Annotated in this window: 1 pseudogene; it reads left to right on the forward strand. The window is 70.6% G+C overall.

Annotated elements, in window-relative coordinates:
- Positions 1-401, forward strand: a pseudogene (locus tag EN932_RS37795) (hypothetical protein); the annotation flags it as partial.

Below are 401 nucleotides of genomic sequence, written 5' to 3' on the forward strand. Positions count from 1 at the left end.
ACCCTGTCCAGCCGGTCTGGGTTCGACGGACCTCGCCGGTTTGCGCGGCGCCGGCACGCCCAACATCGAGCTGGCAAGCGTCGACGGCGGCCAACGCAGGCCGCGTGGCCTGCTGGCGACGCTCTTGGGCGGGGGCGGCGCAGACGAGTCCGACGATGTCGCGGAAGCGGTGCCGGCGCCACGCAAACCGGCGAGGTCCGTCGAACCCAGACCGGCTGGACAGGGTATCGCTATCGTGCCGCCGCAGGATGCCCAGCGGGCGGACATCCAGATTGCTGCCAGCGATCCAGGCGAAGAACCGCTTGCCGGGCAGAAGGGGAAGACGCCTGAAGCGATCGTCATGGCGATGGCACCGGGCTCAGTGCCGCTGCCGGCCTTCGCACCGCGAGCCGAGTTCACGG

Origin of the sequence: Mesorhizobium sp. M7A.F.Ca.US.002.01.1.1, from assembly GCF_004022955.1 — a bacterium.
Taxonomy (GTDB): Bacteria; Pseudomonadota; Alphaproteobacteria; order Rhizobiales; family Rhizobiaceae; genus Mesorhizobium; species Mesorhizobium ciceri.